Here is a 16382-nt window from a genome sequence, read left to right as displayed (position 1 = left end):
TCTTAATAAAAATGAATAAATTTTAATTCATAAAAAAAGCTCCAAAAGTACAATACTAGTGGAGCATCTTTTATAAAGGTTTCATTATTTTTATGAAAACATCTATTACATATCTTTAAAAATAGTATGCATTAAACGTTTTTTATCATTGATACTTTCTTCTAATGAAATCATAGATTCTGTTCTATAAACACCATCAATATCATCGATCATGAAAATAACTTCTTTTGCATGACGTGTATTTTTAGCTCTAATTTTACAGAAAATATTAAATTTACCTGTTGTTACGTGAGCAACTGTAACGAAAGGAATATCGTTAATTCTCTCTAAAACGAATTTAGTTTGTGAAGTATTATGTAAGAAAATTCCAACATAAGCAATGAAAGAATAACCTAATTTTTCATAATCTAAAGTCAAAGAAGAACCTTGAATAATTCCTGCGTCTTCCATTTTTTTCACACGAACGTGAACTGTTCCAGCTGATATCAATAATTTTTTCGCAATATCTGTGAAAGGAACTCTTGTATTATCAATCAACATATCTAAGATCTGGTGATCTATCTCATCTAAACGAAACTTACTCATAAAACTTTTGTTTTTTTATTCTTATTTCTGAATGCAAAAGTAAAAATTTTATTGAAATAATTTAAATAAAAAGCAATCTTTTTTAATATTTTAATAAATACTTAACATCAAACACTCCATTATCTGCCCTTTTAAGGTTCATTTCGTTCAATAAATCGCATATATCGACATTTTTAGTTATTTCAAAATCAGACGCATCGACTTCTAAATGACCAAATTGATGATTTTCTATCAATTCATTATCAAAAATAGGAATAAATGAAATTTCATTAGATTTCAACACTTCTTTATATTGAATTCCTAAATTCATTTTTTTAACAATTTCGCCTTCTTTAACATTTATGTCTTTCAATAAAATATCATTAATCAACTTTTGATTTTCAGGTAAATTGAAATAATTTTTAATATCTTGAGTTGAATAAGTTTGGTCTTTAATTGAAAAAATACTTTTTAATAAAGCTACAAAAACAATTTTTCTTGTTTCTTCTCGAGTGTAATCATTTTGAAAATGACCAGCTTCAAACAAAATTGTTGGAACTCCAAGACTTGTAAAACAATCTCCAATACAATTTAAATTAAACGCATCATCAAATCGACCAATCTGATTTGGAATATATTTCGAAACTTCTGTATAGATTTCAGAAATTATTTGCATTGCAATTGTACGAACTTCATTAATTTCTGTTTCCTTATTATATGAAGGCGCAAGAAATGAAATTGTTGCAGGTTTATTTTGATTTCCTGCCGCAAATAAGGTACGTTGATCATGCATATTGAAAGCAAAATCTGGGGCAAATTCATCGAAGCATTTTCTAAGAATTTTGCTTTCTGGTTGAGTTAAATCAACAGAATCACGATTTAAATCAACTTGGTTTGCGTTAACGCGTGTGTAATTTTCAGCACCATCTGGATTCAAAATAGGAATTATGTATAAAGTAAAATACTCTAAAATTTGAATTGCTTCATCAGCATTTGAGTTAAGAAATGCTAAAAAATCAATAATTGCTTTAGTAGTTGTGCTTTCATTTCCATGCATTTGTGACCAAATATAAATTTTGGTTGCTCCTGTTCCAACTTTTAACGAATAAATATTTTTATCGAGAACTGATTTTCCTTCGATCTTCAAATTAAATGTTTGGGGCAAACTTTCTAAGAATGGCAAAATATGTTCGTTCGTCACATAACGTCCTTTCAATTTTGATTGTAAACTTAATTTAGCGATTTCTATCAGATTCATCATTTACATATTTTTGCAAAGATACAATTTGATTTTTTTTACGATTCATTTAAATTCTTAAAAAAACAGTCTCAACTTCAATAAACCATTAAATTGAACTAATTTTGTAAAAAATCTATTTCATGAAAGATTCTAATCAAACTAAAAAGAAATTACATCCTAGAAACAAACATAATAAATCGTATGATTTTGAGAAACTAATACAATTTGTTCCAGAATTGATTTCATACATAAAAAAGAATCCTTCAGGAAAAGATACTATTGATTTTGCAATTCCAGAAGCAGTTGTTTTATTAAACAAAGCTATTTTGATGAGTGAATATAAAATCACATTTTGGCAAATGCCTAAAACAAATCTTTGTCCTCCAATTCCAGGAAGAGCAGATTACATACATTATATAGCCGATTTATTGGCAGAAACTAATGATAATCAAATTCCGACTGGTAAACGTGTGAAAATTTTAGACTTAGGAATTGGAGCAAATACAATTTATCCTATTATTGGAGTTGCTGAATATGGCTGGGAGTTTGTTGGTTCTGAAGTTGATGATGAATCTATCAAATCAGCTAAAAACATTATTGAGAACAATGCATTTTTGAATCAAAATGTATCGATTAGAAAACAGGATAATAAACGAAATGTTCTAAAAAACATCATTAAAGAAAAAGAATATTTTGATGTTGTAATTTGTAATCCTCCCTTTTTTAAATCGAAAGAAGAAGCAATATCAAAGACAAGCCGAAAGTTAAAAAATTTAGGTAAAGAAATAAAAGTTAAACCAATTCAAAATTTCAGTGGTCAAAATAATGAGCTTTGGTATGAAGGTGGTGAAAAAGCTTTTATTACCAACTATATTTATGAAAGTAAACATTTTAAAACGCAAGTTATTTGGTTTACAACATTAGTTTCAAATAAAGAGCATTTAAAACCTTTACAATATTTACTAAAAAAATCAGATGCCAAAGAATATCGAATAATAAATATGGAACAAGGAAATAAAACTAGTCGTATTTTAGCTTGGAAATTCTAGCGATTTTTTCAAAATAAAAAGGAAGTGATTTTTTACACTTCCTTTTAAAAATAACTAATAAATAGATTGATGTTTTAATTTCAAAAAGAGCAGAAATAACAAACAAATTTCTTTCAAAAACTTAAATAGTAAAATAAACAACTAATAAAAACTATATTAAGTGATTTCTCTTTTTTTTAAATAAGTGGTTGGTTAGGCCTAATATTTAAAACTATGTCAACAAAAAAACAAACAACAACAATTTTTCAATCTTTATGAAATAATTACATGACAAATATCTATAAATTAAAAACATCAAAAAATCCCCACTTTCAGGTATATTCAATTTATTTTTAACATTTTAAAGCTAAATTGCGGTATAAATTTTAATAAAAAATTAAAAACAAGTAAATCAAACACATGAAATTCACTATTTCCATAAAGAGATTTTTTTGCTATTTTAACTATCTTTGAATAAAAAAATGAAAAAAATATCCATTCTTGTACTTTCATTTGTTTTGTTTGGATGTGCATCAGAAAAAAAGAATAATGTTCGAATGCATTCTGAACTTTCGGTTGAGCAAATGAAAAAAGATTTAAAATTTGTTGAACGAAAATTATTCAATATGCATCCGGATGTAGATTGGTATATTTCAAAAGAAAATCTGCATCAAAAATTTGATAGTCTTTCAAATACAATTACAAAACCCTTAAAACCGAATGATTTTTATTTAAAAGTAGCTCCAGTTGTTGCCAGTGTTCGTCAAGGACATATGAGTTTGAATTTACTGAGCGAACAATATGAAAAAGAAAATAAAAAAAAATATAGAGGTAGTAAATCTCCAATTTCTCAGTTTGATTTTTTGTGGAACAATGGAAATCTATATGTTCTAAAAAATAATTCAGAAAATAAAGAAATTAAACAAGGGGCTATTGTTTTAAATATTAATGGGATTTCGCCACAAAAATTTTACGAAAAATATAGAGCAACAATTACTTCTGATGGATTTAATGAAACATTTATAGAAAAATGGTTTGGTAAAAAACTTCCTAGTTATTATGCTTCAGAAATTGGTATCGTTGATTCATTAACAATGAGAATCAATTGTGCGGATTCAATATCTACTCAAACCGTACATCGAATTTTCAAAAAGGAAATTAAAAAAAATAAAACTTCAAATCAATCAAATATTCAAAGAGATTCCATTGTAACTGTAAAAACAGACACTCTTAAACCAATCAAAAAAATTCTAACCAAAGAACAGCGTCGGGTTGAAAGAGATAGTTTAAAAAAATTAGCTAAAAAAGATCGAATTTACAATTACAATCTTCTTAAAAAAGAATATACAATTGATTTATCCTATCCAACAAAGGATTCTACATTTGCTGTTCTAAAGATCCAAAGTTTTACTGGAACAAAGTACAAAAAAGCTTACAAAGCGATTTTTGAAGAAATTAAAAAAAAGAACGTCCAAAATTTAGTTTTAGATTTAAGAGGAAATACTGGTGGCAGAGTTAATGAAATCGATGAATTGTATGCTTATTTGACCAAAGAAGAAGAATATATTTTATTGAATCCAACAGTTGTAACTTCGAAATGGAAATTACCGTATTACATGAATGCGGGTCATTCTATTTTACATTATATATTACTTTCGCCCTATTATGCCATACAATCTCCTATAGTTTTTTTTAAAACAAAAAAAGGAAAAGATGGAAAATTTTACTACAAGCTTGAACAGGAAAACAAAAGTAAACGAAAACAAAATAATTATGATGGTGAATTATTTGTTTTAACCGATGGGTTATCATTCTCTGCGGCTTCTGTAATTTCATCAAATTTGAAAGGAACAAATCGTGCTACGTTTATAGGAAATGAAACTGGTGGAACTTATAATGGAACTGTTGCTGGAAGATTACCCATATTAACACTTCCGAATTCAAAATTGAAATGGCGATTGGGGGTTATGAATGTAAAACCTTTACATCAAACTGAAGAATTTGGTCATGGCATTCGTCCTGATGTTACAATTATTCCAACTACAGATGAAATCATAAATAAAGAAGATCCAGAAATGGATTGGATTATCAATAAACTTGGCCTTAAAGAATAAAAAATGGAACAAAAGTTCCATTTTTTATTCTTTAACATCTTCAATCATGAGATGAAATAAAGGTTGTAACGCTCTACTTTTTCTCCAATCTAATGCTTTAAATTTTAAATTTACTTGTTCATTTTTTAAAGTTAATAAAGAATCTTTATCTGTATATTGATAATAAAACGAGATTTTTTTGCCTTTACTATTTTCGAGATTCAATTGGTTTTCCTTAAAAACATATTTATAATCCATTTGTATATCGTTATCATTCATAAAAATAATGTATTCATTTCGATGAAAAAAAACATATTCAATTTCTTCTTCAGTATTGATATTTTTATAAACTCCATGTAAAAATGGGCGTTCAATTAAATCATCATTGAATTGATTTTGTGCTAGAAAAGGAGAAAAACAATTCCAAACTACAAAGCAAACAAAAAAAGTTTTTAAACTTAATAGTAAACGTTGAATCCAAATATTTGATGAATCAGTATTTTTTTCTGGAATCAAAACGTTCCAAATTTTAATCCAAAAATGGCTAGAAACATAAATACTAATCAAGAAAAGTACACTTGAAAACAATTTAACCGAAATATCAAATGATAGATTGATTGAAATGATTTGTAAAAATACAAAGCTAGAAAGTATAGCTCCGATAATTTTTGTTCTCGGAATGAGTAATAAAATGGCAACACCAACTTCAATTATTCCTAAAATTAAAGAATAGGAATAGGAAATTCCCATTGTACTCCAAAACAAAATATCTCGGTCTAAATTTCCAAATCGAGTAAAAAGAATATTGGGTTCAGGAAGATAAAATTGTGCTTTAAAAACTTTATCAAATCCATATTTTAAAAGTATTAAAACTAAATAAAAACCAAAGAGATTGTCAAAAAATTTCCTTTGTATTTTAAAATATTTGAAACTCGAAAACAAAATAGAAATTAGAAATAAAATTCCTACTAAAAGATACATGGATAAACTATCTGACGAAAAATCGATTCTTGCTAATCGATTCTTAAAAATGGAATGAGCTAAAAATGCGATAAATCGACCAAATATAAAATCTGTAATCACATATTGAAATCCACCTAAGAACGTTACAGGAAAAAAAACAATAAATAAAAAAAGAAAATTACGAAGAACAGCTGATAAATAGAATTTCATTTTATTTTTTTCTTCGAATTCCCAAAAAACCAACAGCACTTGAGATTAACAAAAAACCAAAAAGGGTTGCGTTTGAATTTGAACTTTCTTGATTTTTTTTCTTTTTTACCTTTTTAGTTTTAGGTGTTACATTTTTATACGTTTTCTTATCAGCATCGTATTTCAAGAAAATAACTTTATCAATATCTTGATTGAAATTTATTAAATTGTCATTAAGATTCTTATTTATGTTATCTAAGTTTTTAAAATTCAAATATGGATTATTATGTAATGTATCTTTTCTAGAATTCATATTTTTTGATGAAGCATATTTTTTATTCGCAACTCTTGAACTGACAATAACACTTTTATTATCATCAATGAAAATTACGGAATCAATTTTTTCTTCAAACTCAAAATGTTTTTCAATGATTCCAAAATTTGAAACATTACTATCAAAAAAATCTTCTGAAACAGCATTCGTAAAATCTACCGAATTTCCACTATGACTTTTATATGCTATCAATTTGGTTTGCGCATTAGAAACAAAAGTGAAAAATCCTATGCACATTAAAATATATCTTTTCATAATTAAAATTTTATTTTTTTCTTCGAATACCCAAAAAACCGACAGCACTTGAGATTAACAAAAAACCAAAAAGGGTTGCATTTGAATTTGAACTTTCTTGATTTTTTTTCTTTTTTACCTTTTTAGTTTTAGGAGTTACATTTTTATACGTTTTCTTTTTCGCATCGTATTTTAAAAACACAACATTGTCAATATCATTTCTAAAATAAAAATCATTTTTTAAATTTGATTTGATACTATCTAAATTTGAAATTATAAAAACCGGATTATCAATTAATGTATCTTTTCCTGGTTTCCAATCAGTTGTATCATTTGTATGAAATTCACGACAAAATTCGCTTGTAACAATAACACTTTTATGTTCATCTAAGAAAATTACTGTATCTAATTTGGAATTAATAACTCCTCGTCTTATTACATCTCCTAAATTAGAAAGATTACTATCAAAAAAATCTTCAGAAACAGAATTTGTAAAATCTACCGAATTTCCACTATGACTTTTGAAAGCTATCAATTTGGTTTGTGCATTCGAAACAAAAGTTAAAAGCAAAATCCATATTAAAAAATATCTTTTCATGATAAAACAATAATAAACAATCAACCAATAAGTTAAATATACTATTTTCTTTTTATGATAACAATTTTTTAGAAGTTAATATTGTTTTCATTTGAGACAAATTAAATAATTTCTATAGATTTGTAGAATGGAAAATAAACCGCATTTTGTAGCCCTTCTCACGTATTCAAGCGAAATAAAAAGTGGAAAATCAACACCTTTTTCTAATGGTTCAAGAGCTGGTTTTTTATTTGATTTCCAAAATAAAATTGTTTTTGGAAGTAAGAATTTTTTAGAAATCGATTTGGTTTATCCAAATGATATTGTCAAATCAGAAATTACGCTTTATACAGATTGGAAAACTTTGAATAAAATTTACATTGGGTTGGATTTTGATTTTTATGAAGGTAATATTTTAATTGGTAGCGGAATTGTTGTTGATCTTTTAAATACTGATTTCATTACGGAATAAAAAAAACACTGAAAGAAATTTCTAACAGTGTTTTGATAATATTTTAATAGAATTAAACTCTACCTTTCAGAGCACTAAAAACCCATGCATTGGCAAGAAAACCGATTCCGACTGCAGCAAAACCGTAACCAGAAATATCTCTATATCTAAATGCACCTAAGCAGATTAAGAGAATTCCCATAACAAGCATAATCAATGCAGCATAACCCAATATTTTATTTTTATTCAAACTCATAATTCAATTATTTATGCAAATATCGCTAAAAATTAATTAAAAAACTTACCTAAAAGTTCAATTAGTAAATCGTGATGAGATAGTGCATTTGCACCTACACCTTTACTTTTCACATCCATATCACGAAGTAAATTTACATTTTCACTACATTTTTTCATGGGATAATTTTTTGCTCCAATTGTATAATCTTTCAAAAAATACTCAGAAACTTTCATATCTCTAGCAATATCTTTTGGATTCACATTATTATTCTTATAAGTAATTCCGTGATATTGCAACAACTTCGAGAAGAAATTATAAATCAATGATGTAGTAACAACCAAAGGATTATTTTTTGTATTATCAGCAAAGTATTTGGCAATTTGATAAGCTTTAAATGTGTTTTTTTCTGCAATAGCTTTAATGAACTCAAAATTATTGAACTCTTTACTTATACCAATATTTTCTTCGATATGATCTGGTGAAATCGTTGTACCTTCAGGTAAAATAATGGTAAGTTTATCAATTTCATTTGCAATTCTATTCAAATCTGTTCCTAAAAATTCAACCAACATGGCAGTTGCTTTTAGATCAATTGCATATTTTTTGGCAGCTAACAATTTCTTTAACCAACCTTCAATTTGATAATCTTTTAGTTTTTTACTTTCAAAAATAACCCCGTGTTTTTCAATGTTTTTATAAACCTTTTTACGCTTATCTAATGTCTTATATTTAAAACAAAAAACCAAAATCGTAGTGACTTGAACATTCGTAAAATAAGAATCAAATTGTTCTATTGTACGAGCTAAATCTTGTGCTTCTTTAACAATAATAACTTGATAATCTGCCATCAAAGGAAATCTTCTTGCGTTAGAAATAATGTCATTTATAGTAACATCCTTTCCATACAAAACCATCTGATTAAAACTTTTTTCATCTTCATTTAAAACATTATCTGAGATATATTGAGAAATTCTATCGATGTAATAAGGTTCATCACCCATTAAAAAATAAACAGGTTTAATATCTTTTTTCTTAATATCACTAATAATCTTTTTTACTTCTTCCATATTATCAAAACGGTAATTTTTTAATTACCTATTTTTATTAAAAGTTTTGTTTAAATATATTTGCAACATGCAACAATTAAACTTTCCTAGTTTTCATTTTCGATTCAAAAATAGTGAAAATAAACTCTATATATTTGATGAAATTCGTAAAAAGTTTTATTTACTTACACCAGAAGAATGGGTAAGACAGCATGTTTTACATTATTTTTTATATGTTAAAAAATACAGCCGAACACACATAAATATTGAAAAAATTGTTAAAATAAACGGTAAAAACAAAAGATATGACCTCGTTTTGCATAATAGTAACGGAACAATTCATATCTTAGTCGAATGTAAAGAACCAAATGTTAAAATTACACAACAAACATTTGACCAGATAGCAAGATATAATGGTGTTTTAAATGCCGATTATTTAATGGTTACTAATGGATTAAACCATTATTATTGTAAATTAGATTATGAAAATGAAGTTTATCATTTTTTAAATGATATTCCATAAAATAAAATTAAATGAAATTAAAACACATTATAGCAATAGTTCCTTTTGTACTTTTTTCTTGTAATAACGGAAATATATTGAATGATGAAGGTGCGGAATCTATTTCAAATAGTCCAAATTTTGAATTACAGAACAAAAAATCACAAGAGATAATTAAGCAAATTGATGAAAAACAACACATGCTTAAATCTAAATTAAAAAAGGCAAAAGGTAAAAATGCTGATAATTTATATTTAGAATATTCGAAGCTTTTAAACTCTTTGATTAAAGAGCTTGAAACTAACGAATACAATAGTTTAAGTATTTATAATAAATGGGAAAATGAAACTGCTCCAGATTCGATTCAAAAGAAAATGGAACTTTATGATAAGCTTCAAATTAAAATCATTGAGAACAATGACGGTACTTACAATCTAAAATATCGTCCTGGATTTTATTACGAAATGTTCAAACATAAAGCTTCGAGAGATTTAAGAGAATATTTGAAAATAGCAACTTCACAACGTAAAAATCCAATTGTTTTAAACGGCGAGATTAACGAAGATTGGTCTGAAATAAGTAATCGTTTGATAGTTTGGGAAAATTTCATCAAACAAAATCCTAATTCAGCTTTCAAAGAAGATGCTAAAGGAAAGTATTTAGAATTGATTCAACTCTATTTTTTTGGAAATAAAAACGAACGTCCATATTCTTTAGAAAATAAGAAAATTGAACCTCAAGTTGAACAAGAATATATGAATTTTGTAAAAAAATATGGCAAAACAACAACAGGTACTTTAACAAAAAATTACTTGGATTATTTTTATACAAACGATAAAAATTTTAGCTCAGAAGAGTTCAATAAGAAATTGACAGAATATACAAATCAAGAGATTGAAAAGGAAATGAAAAAATTCTAATGAAAGATTTTGCAATTGTAATACTAAACTGGAACGGTAAAAATTTATTAAAGAAATTTTTACCGTTTCTTGTAGAATATAGTTCGGATGCAACTATTTATTTAGCAGATAATGATTCTAAAGATGATTCGATTTCATATGTAAAAGAAAATTTCTCAACGGTTAAAATCATTAAGAATCAAGAAAATTTTGGATTTGCAAAAGGTTACAACGAGGCTTTAAAACAGGTTTCTGAAAAGTATTTATGCTTGATTAATTCTGATATCGAAGTCACAGAAAATTGGCTTACCCCAATTAAAGAATTATTTGAAACGAATTTAGAAATCGGCATTATTCAACCTAAAATATTAGATTATAAAAACAAAACAAAATTTGAATATGCTGGTGCCGCTGGTGGTTTTATTGATAAATTAGGGTTTCCATTTTGTCGTGGTCGAATTTTTGATTCATTAGAAACAGATGAAAATCAATTTAATGACGAAACACGAATTTTTTGGGCTTCGGGCGCTTGTTTTTTTATTCGAAATCAAGTTTTTAAAAACTTAAACGGTTTTGATGAAAACTTCTTTGCTCATCAAGAAGAAATTGATTTGTGCTGGCGCGCTTATAATCAAAATATTCAAGTTTATTATTGCGGAAAATCAACCGTTTATCATGTTGGCGGAGCAACATTGGATGCTTCAAATCCTAAAAAGACATTTCTGAATTATAGAAATTCATTATTGATGTTGTATAAAAATCTACCTAAGAAAAGAAGATTCTGTATAATTTTTAAACGTTTATGTTACGATGGAATTTCTGGAGTTCGTCTGATGTTACAATTGAAACCGTTGCATTGTTTTGCAATTGTTCGTTCGCATTTTGCGTTTTATGGAATGATTTCAAAGTACAAACAACTTGATAATTCTAATAATAAATCAGACTATTTCTATACGAATGATATTGTAAAATCTTATTTCGTCAAAAAGAAAAAAACGTTTAATGAAATAAAAAAAATCCGATGACTGATTCAGAATTAAAAGAATTTCTAGATGAAAAAGCTGATTTTTATAATAATCCGGAATTTATAGAAAATGATCCTTTACAAATTCCACATTCATTTTCGTTAAAAGAAGACATCGAAATTTCAGGATTCTTGGCATCGACTATCGCTTGGGGAAATCGAAAAATGATTATCAACAATGCCAAAAAAATGATGGATTTGTTAGGAAATTCTCCTTACGATTTTGTTATGAATCATAATGAAGATCAATTGGATGATTTGGATTATTTTGTACATCGAACCTTTAACGGAACTGATTTTAAACAATTTATAAAATCATTAAAACATATTTATGAAATTCAAGGTGGTTTAGAAAATGTTTTTTATAACAACGGAAATTTAAATTTACAAGAGAACATTTCGCATTTCAAGAAAACATTTTTTGAAATTGAACATCCTTTAAGAACACAAAAACACGTTTCTGATCCATTGAATGGTTCTGCTGCAAAAAGACTGAATATGTTTCTAAGATGGATGGTCAGAAATGATAATCGTGGGGTTGATTTAGGAATTTGGAAGAAAATTTCAATGGCACAATTATCTTGTCCACTTGATGTACATTCAGGAAATATGGCTCGAAAATTAAATATCTTAACCAGAAAACAAAATGATGCGAAAGCATTATTAGAATTAGATAGTTATTTAAGGAAATTAGATTCCGTTGATCCATCTAAATATGATTTTGCACTTTTCGGTCTTGGAGCAATTGAAAAGTTTTAATATAAAAAAAGAACTAATATATAAAAAATAAACCGTCTTAATTTTATAGATTTTAAGACGGTTTATTTTACAAATTATGAATTTTAATTCCGGAATTATCATTATACATCGCTTTAACAATTCCGTCAGACAATCCAATTTTGGGAACAAATATTTGTTTGGCACCACTCCATTTTAATGCGTTTGAATAAATCTGAATGGCAGGTATAATCACGTCTGCTCGGTCAATATTTAAACCCAATTCAGAAATGCGTTGCTCATAAGTCATCGCATTTAATTTTTGCAATTGTTGATTCAAATAAATATTTGTCAAAGGCTTATCTTGAGGTTTTCCAGACATTTTAAAAATTTTATTGATATTTCCTCCTGAACCTATCATTTGAATATTTGGATAATCAGTTACAGCATTTTTTATCCATTTTTGAATTTCATTCCAAACATTTTCGGTAACCATATTATTTAACAACCGAACCGTTCCGTTTTTAAATGATTTTGATGTAATTTGTTTTCCATTTGAAAAAAGGGTAAATTCTGTACTTCCTCCACCAACATCGACATATAAATAATTTCCATCGTTTTTAATAATGGTATTCAAATCTGAATTCGCAATTATTAAAGCTTCTTTTTTCCCGTCAATAATTTCAATTTGAATTTCAGATTCATTTTTAATAGATTTAACAATATCAGTTCCATTAAAAGCTTCTCGCATTGCTGATGTTGCGCAAGCAGCATATTTTTCGACACCATAAACTTCCATTAGCAACTTAAAGGCTTTCATTGCTTTGGTCATTCTATCAATATTTTCTTCGGAAATTTCGCCCACAGTAAAAGCATCTTGTCCCAAACGAATCGGAACACGAACTAAGTGACTTTTATTAAACTGAATTCTATTTTTATCTTCAATGATATTGGTAATCAATAAACGAACAGCATTTGAACCAATATCAATTGCTGCGTATTTTTTTATTTGAATCATTATTCTAAAATTACTTCTATTTTATTTCTATAATAATTATATAATTCTAATTGAGCTCTAAATATATGATCATCATCTTTACGATATGAATTAGAAAGGTCTTCTGAATGTACACGAACTTTTACATTTCCTGACCAGTAAATATCAAAAGTATCCATCAATTCTTGCTTGATGTCTTCGTTATAAATAGGACAAGTAACTTCTACTCTTTCATCAATATTTCGAGTCATAATATCAGCAGATGAAATAAAAATAGAAGGATTACCGTCATTTCCGAACATATAAATACGTGAATGTTCTAATAAATTGTCAACGATACTTATTGCTTCAATATTTTCACTCATTCCGGGAATACCGGGAATTAAACAACAAATTCCTCGAACAATCAATTGAATTTTTACCCCAGCACGACTCGCTTCATACAACCGATCAATCATTTTGTAGTCAGACAAACTGTTCATTTTCATTTTAATGAAAGCCGGTTTACCTGCAAGTGCATTTTCAATTTCATTTTCGATTAAATTATACAAACGAATTCTAGTAAAATGTGGTGAAACTATCAAATGCTTATAACGTTGAATTTTGTAATTAACTTCAAAGAAATCAAAAACCTTTGAAACTTCTTTCATAATTTTTTGATGCGCTGTCAATAAAGTTACATCTGTATAGAAATTTGAGGTTGATTCATTAAAGTTTCCGGTTGATATAAATCCATATCTTCTCAATTTTTTTCCTTCATTACGTTCAATAACACAAACTTTACTATGAACTTTCAACCCTTTAACTCCAAAAATTAATTTGATTCCTTCAGTTTGCATCAATTCTGCGTAATAAATATTACTAGATTCATCAAAACGTGCGCGTAACTCAATTTGTACAGTCACACTTTTACCATTCTTAGCTGCATTAATCAACGAACTAATAATTTGAGAGTTTTGAGCTAATCGGTATAACGTGATTTTTATATCAGAAACTTTAGGGTCGAGAGCTGCCTCTCTTAAAAATCTAACAATGTAGTTGAAAGATTGAAATGGTGTGTGGACAAGGAAATCTCTTTCTTTAACTTGTGAAAAAAAACTTCCTTCGATATCTAAACCTTCAACAGGTAATGGATAATTGTTCTTAGCCTGTAAATCTTTTCGTCCTAAATTAGGAAATTTCATATAATCTCTACGATTATGGTATCTTCCGCCAGGAATAATACTATCAATTGCTTCGATTTCCATCTTATCTAAGAAAAATTGAAGTGTATCTTTTTCCATTTTATTATCATAAACAAAACGAACAACTTCTCCAACACGTCTATCTTTTACACTATTCGAAATTTTTTCAAGAAAACTTTTATGTAAATCTGAATCGAAATCTAATTCAGCATCACGCGTAACCTTAATCATATGCGCAGAAACTCGCTCGTAATTAAAAATTGAAAAAATACTCGACAAATTATAACGAATTACATCATCAAGCATCATGATGAAGCGTTTACCATTAATCTCAGGAAAAACGACAAAACGATTAATGTGATTAGGAATTTCAATTACAGCATAACGGGTACGTTTAAATTCCGTTTTACTTGAATTAGGATTTTGCTTCATAACCATTTTAACGGCTAAATAACCATGTGCGTCACGCAATAAAGGAAACTCTGCTAAATCGTTAAGGATGATTGTAACTAAATCTGGGCTTACTTCATTGATAAAAAAATCTTTAATAAAACCATAATGCGTTTCATCAATTTCGGTTTCATTAATCATGAAGATATTTTGTTTATTTAATTCTTCTTCTATTTTATGAAGAATTTTTAAACTTTCGCTCTGAAGATTAATAACAATTTCTGTTATTTCTTGAAGTAATTCAGAAGCGGTTTGACCATTATCTAATTTTTTTGACGCATTTTTAGACATCGAAATTCTTCGAATAGAAGCATATCTAACTCTAAAAAATTCGTCTAAATTATTCGAAAAAATTCCTAAAAAACGTAATCTATCTAATAATGGAACTGTTTCGTCGGCAGCTTCTTGAAGCACACGTTCATTAAATGCTAACCAACTTTTTTCTCTATCAATATATCTATTCTGATGCTTTTGCTTCATTTTTTAAATGTTTTGGAAATATGGTTTTCACAACCTTACCATTTTGAATGTCATTCCAATCATCTTGTTCGAATTCTAAAAAAACAACTCCAGATGTTGGTACGTTTTCAATGTAAGTATCTCCAAATTTATTAACAAAATCTGTAATAGCATTATTATGACAGAAAAGAATTAAATTATTGTGTTGATTATTTATTGATTTTATCAATTTCGAAAGACTTTTACAGTCAAAAGTGTACATAGCACTTTCTTGAACAACTAATTCTTCTGGAATCAATAAATTTTGAGCTACAATTTTTGCCGTATCCAAAGTTCTTCTAGCGGTACTACTCCAAATTAAAAATTTTTTTGGTAAATAATTTTTTAATTTATCAGAAATTAAGTGAGCATCTGAGATTCCTCTTTTTGTTAATGGTCTATCATGGTCACGTATCGGCAATTCCCAGCTTGATTTACCATGTCTGATTAACACTAGATTTTTCATGAAGTTAGTTTTTACAATTAATAGTTAATTAGTAATGCACAAAAAATTATTATATTGATATACAAATAAATATATAAAAAAAAATTAACATACTCTAAAATTAATTATTTTTTTTAAATCGACTTATTTAAATTAATTTTACATAAATATTTTAAAATTAAGAATGAAAAAAATCGGAATTGAAATTAAATGGGGTGCTATTATAACTACCTTTTATTGTATTTGGGCTTATATTGAGAATACCACAGGAAATCACAAGGATTTTAGTAATATCATCATTTTTGGATTGTTGTTTATTCTAATCCTTATAGTTATGTCAATCATGGCGTTTTTCGATAAAAAATTAAATTTTTATGAAGGTAAATGGGATTTTAAGCAAGCTTTTCGTTTTGGTCTTTTCTTAACCGGTATTACTGCTTTATTGAATCCAATTGCACACTACATTATATACAACACAATTTCACCTGAATATTTTACAAATTTGATTGAATATCAAGCTGCTAAAGGCAGAGAGACAAAAGAAGTTTTAATAGAACGATATAATTTTGATTCAACAATGTACCAAAGCATGCGCGACATTATGTCATATGGTGTCGTGTTTTCAGCTATTTTGGCTTATTTTTTGAAAACAAAAAACTATACTTCTCCTGTAAAAACAGTGGAGTTAAAATCTAAAAAGAAAAAATAA

Annotated in this window: 18 protein-coding genes; 8 read left to right on the top strand and 10 right to left on the bottom strand. The window is 27.2% G+C overall.

The features are described from left to right. Positions 1 to 105: 105 nt before the first annotated feature. Positions 106 to 585 (bottom strand): Lrp/AsnC family transcriptional regulator, encoded by a 480-nt coding sequence (locus tag HW119_RS12340; protein WP_125019122.1) that lies wholly within the window; start codon positions 583 to 585, stop codon positions 106 to 108. 82 nt (positions 586 to 667) lie between these two features. Next, positions 668 to 1825 carry a M14 metallopeptidase family protein gene (locus tag HW119_RS12335; protein WP_255497875.1) on the bottom strand — a complete coding sequence of 386 codons (1158 nt, stop codon included), beginning with the start codon at positions 1823 to 1825 and terminating at the stop codon, positions 668 to 670. 119 nt (positions 1826 to 1944) lie between these two features. On the opposite strand from HW119_RS12335, the gene rlmF reads away from it, so the two are divergent. Both rlmF and HW119_RS12325 read left to right on the top strand, forming a co-directional pair. Beyond that, positions 1945 to 2853, top strand: coding sequence for a 23S rRNA (adenine(1618)-N(6))-methyltransferase RlmF (rlmF, locus tag HW119_RS12330; RefSeq protein WP_177764838.1), 909 nt, complete (start codon positions 1945 to 1947; stop codon positions 2851 to 2853). Between the two features lie 461 nt (positions 2854 to 3314). Further along, on the top strand, positions 3315 to 4946 hold the full coding sequence (locus HW119_RS12325) for a S41 family peptidase (protein ID WP_177764836.1): 1632 nt from the start codon (positions 3315 to 3317) through the stop codon (positions 4944 to 4946). Positions 4947 to 4970: 24 nt separating this feature from the next. Here the strand turns inward: HW119_RS12325 and HW119_RS12320 are convergent, their stop codons facing one another. The 3 genes from HW119_RS12320 to HW119_RS12310 are packed head-to-tail and all read right to left on the bottom strand — an operon-like array spanning position 4971 to position 7243. Then, a complete protein-coding gene (locus HW119_RS12320) occupies positions 4971 to 6098 on the bottom strand; it encodes a hypothetical protein (protein ID WP_177764834.1) in 1128 nt (375 codons plus the stop codon). Position 6099: 1 nt separating this feature from the next. Beyond that, the gene (locus HW119_RS12315; protein ID WP_177764832.1) at positions 6100 to 6666 is read right to left on the bottom strand and encodes an LPXTG cell wall anchor domain-containing protein; all 567 of its coding nucleotides are present in this window, start codon (positions 6664 to 6666) and stop codon (positions 6100 to 6102) included. Between the two features lie 10 nt (positions 6667 to 6676). Continuing rightward, positions 6677 to 7243: an LPXTG cell wall anchor domain-containing protein gene (locus HW119_RS12310; RefSeq protein WP_177764830.1), complete on the bottom strand. Its 567-nt coding sequence runs from the start codon at positions 7241 to 7243 to the stop codon at positions 6677 to 6679. 127 nt (positions 7244 to 7370) lie between these two features. Here HW119_RS12310 and HW119_RS12305 point away from each other — a divergent pair, with 127 nt between their 5' ends. Further along, positions 7371 to 7694: a hypothetical protein gene (locus HW119_RS12305; protein WP_177764828.1), complete on the top strand. Its 324-nt coding sequence runs from the start codon at positions 7371 to 7373 to the stop codon at positions 7692 to 7694. A gap of 52 nt (positions 7695 to 7746) precedes the next feature. Here the strand turns inward: HW119_RS12305 and HW119_RS12300 are convergent, their stop codons facing one another. Together HW119_RS12300 and holA are read right to left on the bottom strand one after the other, a co-directional pair. After that, positions 7747 to 7929 (bottom strand): CAL67264 family membrane protein, encoded by a 183-nt coding sequence (locus tag HW119_RS12300; protein ID WP_177764826.1) that lies wholly within the window; start codon positions 7927 to 7929, stop codon positions 7747 to 7749. Between the two features lie 32 nt (positions 7930 to 7961). Further along, complete coding sequence (gene holA, locus HW119_RS12295; protein ID WP_177764824.1) at positions 7962 to 8978, bottom strand: DNA polymerase III subunit delta; 1017 nt, start codon at positions 8976 to 8978, stop codon at positions 7962 to 7964. 67 nt (positions 8979 to 9045) lie between these two features. Here holA and HW119_RS12290 point away from each other — a divergent pair, with 67 nt between their 5' ends. From HW119_RS12290 to HW119_RS12275, 4 genes are read left to right on the top strand one after another with little or no spacing between them, the layout of a single operon-like run. Further along, positions 9046 to 9480 (top strand): type I restriction enzyme HsdR N-terminal domain-containing protein, encoded by a 435-nt coding sequence (locus tag HW119_RS12290; protein WP_177764822.1) that lies wholly within the window; start codon positions 9046 to 9048, stop codon positions 9478 to 9480. A gap of 11 nt (positions 9481 to 9491) precedes the next feature. Then, positions 9492 to 10379 (top strand): hypothetical protein, encoded by an 888-nt coding sequence (locus tag HW119_RS12285; RefSeq protein ID WP_177764820.1) that lies wholly within the window; start codon positions 9492 to 9494, stop codon positions 10377 to 10379. Further along, positions 10379 to 11383, top strand: coding sequence for a glycosyltransferase family 2 protein (locus HW119_RS12280; protein WP_177764818.1), 1005 nt, complete (start codon positions 10379 to 10381; stop codon positions 11381 to 11383). Before HW119_RS12285 ends, HW119_RS12280 begins: the two co-directional genes overlap by 1 nt. Beyond that, the gene (locus HW119_RS12275) at positions 11380 to 12141 is read left to right on the top strand and encodes a TIGR02757 family protein (protein WP_177764816.1); all 762 of its coding nucleotides are present in this window, start codon (positions 11380 to 11382) and stop codon (positions 12139 to 12141) included. The genes HW119_RS12280 and HW119_RS12275 overlap by 4 nt, the downstream gene beginning before the upstream one ends. 67 nt (positions 12142 to 12208) lie before the next feature. On the opposite strand, the gene HW119_RS12270 is transcribed toward HW119_RS12275, so the two are convergent. The 3 genes from HW119_RS12270 to HW119_RS12260 are packed head-to-tail and all read right to left on the bottom strand — an operon-like array spanning position 12209 to position 15694. Continuing rightward, positions 12209 to 13117 (bottom strand): Ppx/GppA phosphatase family protein, encoded by a 909-nt coding sequence (locus HW119_RS12270; RefSeq protein WP_177764814.1) that lies wholly within the window; start codon positions 13115 to 13117, stop codon positions 12209 to 12211. Next, positions 13117 to 15210 carry a polyphosphate kinase 1 gene (ppk1, locus tag HW119_RS12265; protein WP_177764812.1) on the bottom strand — a complete coding sequence of 698 codons (2094 nt, stop codon included), beginning with the start codon at positions 15208 to 15210 and terminating at the stop codon, positions 13117 to 13119. The genes HW119_RS12270 and ppk1 overlap by 1 nt, the downstream gene beginning before the upstream one ends. Then, positions 15188 to 15694, bottom strand: coding sequence for a SixA phosphatase family protein (locus HW119_RS12260; protein ID WP_177764810.1), 507 nt, complete (start codon positions 15692 to 15694; stop codon positions 15188 to 15190). Before HW119_RS12260 ends, ppk1 begins: the two co-directional genes overlap by 23 nt. 163 nt (positions 15695 to 15857) lie before the next feature. On the opposite strand from HW119_RS12260, the gene HW119_RS12255 reads away from it, so the two are divergent. Continuing rightward, the gene (locus HW119_RS12255) at positions 15858 to 16382 is read left to right on the top strand and encodes a DUF4199 domain-containing protein (RefSeq protein ID WP_177764808.1); all 525 of its coding nucleotides are present in this window, start codon (positions 15858 to 15860) and stop codon (positions 16380 to 16382) included.

Origin of the sequence: Flavobacterium sp. I3-2 (genome assembly GCF_013389595.1) — a bacterium.
In the GTDB taxonomy this organism is placed as follows: Bacteria; Bacteroidota; Bacteroidia; order Flavobacteriales; family Flavobacteriaceae; genus Flavobacterium.
Note: the sequence above shows the minus strand (reverse complement) of the source record. Positions and strands in the feature narration are given on the sequence as shown.